This is a genomic window from Bacillus sp. JJ783, assembly GCF_036963225.1.
Taxonomy (GTDB): Bacteria; Bacillota; Bacilli; order Bacillales; family Bacillaceae_G; genus Bacillus_A; species Bacillus_A cereus_U.
In genome coordinates this window covers 23,832-26,595 of sequence record NZ_JBALMG010000088.1, presented here as the reverse complement: position 1 = coordinate 26,595, position 2,764 = coordinate 23,832, and the positions used below count along the sequence as shown (strand labels likewise).

The window sequence follows — 2,764 nt, the reverse complement described above, 5'->3', positions numbered from 1 at the left end:
TTTATTTTATATTCACTTAATTCTTTTATTTTTTCTGTAGTAATAGTTTCCACATTTTCGGAACGCTATCCTATCAAAACTATCACCAAAAACTTCCTTTTGTGAACAGAAATCTCTACAAAGAAATCGACATATTAATTACATTTCATGTTAATCATCCTGCGTTTTAGAACAGGTAGCCTGCAACTATGCCTATGAAATAGTCCAAGCACTCTTTCATGTTTTTTCATATTATATATTGAAAAAATAATAGAAAGGGTGGTCAAATGCCCCCAAAACCAAATAATAAAGAAGTTCAAGTGAATAATCCTGCTAGAGATGTAGCTAATTTTCCTAACATAACACAAAGTGAAACAACCCTAGCTCATTTTAAGGATTTTATTCTTTATGGATTTAACGATATCAATAACACAAACAGCCTTTCAGGATTTTCTTTTTCCTCTGATTCAGGTAAACATTGGAAAGAAAGTGGTACGATTCCGGTAAACCCGGGAGGAGTTAATGAAGGGGATCCTGTAATTGCAGTAGATAAAAAAGGTATATTCTATTACGGTCAATTAGGTGGTGAAGTAATTAATGGTGTATTTCAAGGCGTAATTAGTGTTTCCACAGGGACTATCAACCCAAACAAAACTATTACAATGCATCCTCCTCAAGTTGTTGGTCGTGGACAAAACCCTAGTGCTACTATAGGAACTCAAGATAAAGAGTGGATTACAGTAGGACCCGATAGAATTAGACCAGGAAAAGAGGCACTGTATGTTGTGTGGACTGACTTTACTACTACAGGTGGTAATTCTAATATTCGTTTCTCAAAATATACAACCGGTGTTAATTTACAAGATTTAATTACCGATAGAGATATTATTATTCCTCCAAATGCTAATACATTTGTTCGAGGGGCTAACCTGGTAGTAGACAAGCAGGGAAATATTTATGTGTTTTATGAAGAAATAACGAACTTTCTGCAATTAGGACAACCTAACAGAACCATTCGAATGAGAAAATCAACTGACGGCGGAAATACTTTCCCACTAAATACGGACGTAGTAGTTTCTACAACTTCTTTCGCTCCAGCAGCTAACAATGTTGTACAATGTGGTGTAGATGGTGCAGGTAACCCCATTCTTCGTCCAGTAATTTCTGTAGGTACGCAAAATATCAGAAATAATGAATTTCCTCAAGCTTCCATTGGACCTAATGGTACGATTTATGTTGTATGGAACGCTGGGACAATTATCAATGGCCCCATTAATATTTTTTTGACATTCAGCGAAAATCAAGGGGCAACTTGGTCACCACCAGTGAACATTACGCTGGGACTTCCATTTGCATTTTTCCCTTCGGTAGCTACTAATGCTAATGGTGCGCATATTCAGTACAACCGTTTTAATGATCCAGCAGGAGTTGGTGGGGTTGGAAACAGAACATTTGGGATATTTATGAAAACATTCTCCGTTTCTAAGGGATTAAGTTTAGAATCCGTAGTCAGTAATCCATCTTCACCTGTGGTCACTTTAACTTGTTATATGGGTGACTATAATCAAATAATCACCGGTCCTGGTCATTCTCTGCTTCATGCCTGGGGTGATAATCGGAATACGTTAAACGGGCAGATTAATCCAGATGTATTCTTTAGAAAAACTGATTCAAAGAAAAAACCATGATCTAGCAATTCCTCTAAGAAATCTCTTCTCAATTTAAAACTTAGTACTCCTAATGCAGTCTATCCCTTGAATACGGACAAGCTTTATCCAAACTTCTTACTTTTGTCAATCTCGAATTATTGATTAAAACTAATAAACCTGCCTTTTGAGGTAAGAGTATTTCAATTTCCCCTTAATAAAAATTAATATACGCTAAGTTTATCTAATTTAACAAAAATAAAAAGATGTTACCTTCAAACCGATACGATTTTTTTCCGAAGAGAAAAAGAGGATATAAACAATTATGGAGGAGAATTTTTTTGTTTCGGGGGTACTTCAAAATCTTAGTTTGATCGAAAGCAGATATAAAGCAATATCAACAAAAAAGAAATCTAATACATGTTAGATTTCTTTTTTGTTCTTCTATTATTTAAAGTATAAATAACTAGCGTGTTCCCACCACTTTTGTTTTTCAATCTTGCAGCTCTATCCACTCATCCCGTAATATCCCCATAATCATACGATCAAAACTCTTTCCATCTCTTTGCACCGCTTCTCTCATACATCCTTCCATCTGAAAACCCATCTTCTTATACAGTGCAATGGTTGCTTTATTATAAGAAATAACATCGAGGCCAACGCGGTGTAAATTCATTTCATAGAAAGCGTACTTTAAAATAAGATATATTGCTTCTTTCCCATATCCTTTTCCTCTATCATTTGCATCGCCTATACCAATTGCTAATAAACCTGTTCTGTTATTCCACTCTATGCCGTGAATTGCAACAAAACCAATTAAGCGATCATCTTGAACTGTTCTTAACATGAAAGAAACACTATTCGATCTCCGTCCCTTTAATAGCCCATCACTCGCTATTTCATGTAATGATTGCGGGAATGCCAAATCTGTATCTACATTTCTTAAATATTCACTATCCTCTTGCCACATAGCCATTACTTCAGCATCTGCTTCTCTAATAGCTGATAATTTAATAGTTTTATTTTGAAAAAGATTCATCGTCATTTCAAACTCCCCCTTTATTTAAATAGCGGGGACAATTATTCTAGCCTATTTATCCCGCATTAACGGGCAGTAAGACTCCCACCTCAAAATTCAG

At 35.4% G+C, this 2,764-nt stretch carries 2 protein-coding genes; one reads left to right on the top strand and one right to left on the bottom strand.

Annotated features, from left to right (window positions below):
- Positions 1-266 precede the first annotated feature (266 nt).
- Positions 267-1,667 carry a hypothetical protein gene (locus tag V7038_RS18840; RefSeq protein ID WP_070139759.1) on the top strand — a complete coding sequence of 467 codons (1,401 nt, stop codon included), beginning with the start codon at positions 267-269 and terminating at the stop codon, positions 1,665-1,667.
- 451 nt (positions 1,668-2,118) lie between these two features.
- Here the strand turns inward: V7038_RS18840 and V7038_RS18835 are convergent, their stop codons facing one another.
- Entirely contained in the window at positions 2,119-2,670 is a 552-nt protein-coding gene (locus V7038_RS18835; RefSeq protein ID WP_335471311.1) for a GNAT family N-acetyltransferase, read from the bottom strand.
- Between the last annotated feature and the right edge of the window lie 94 nt (positions 2,671-2,764).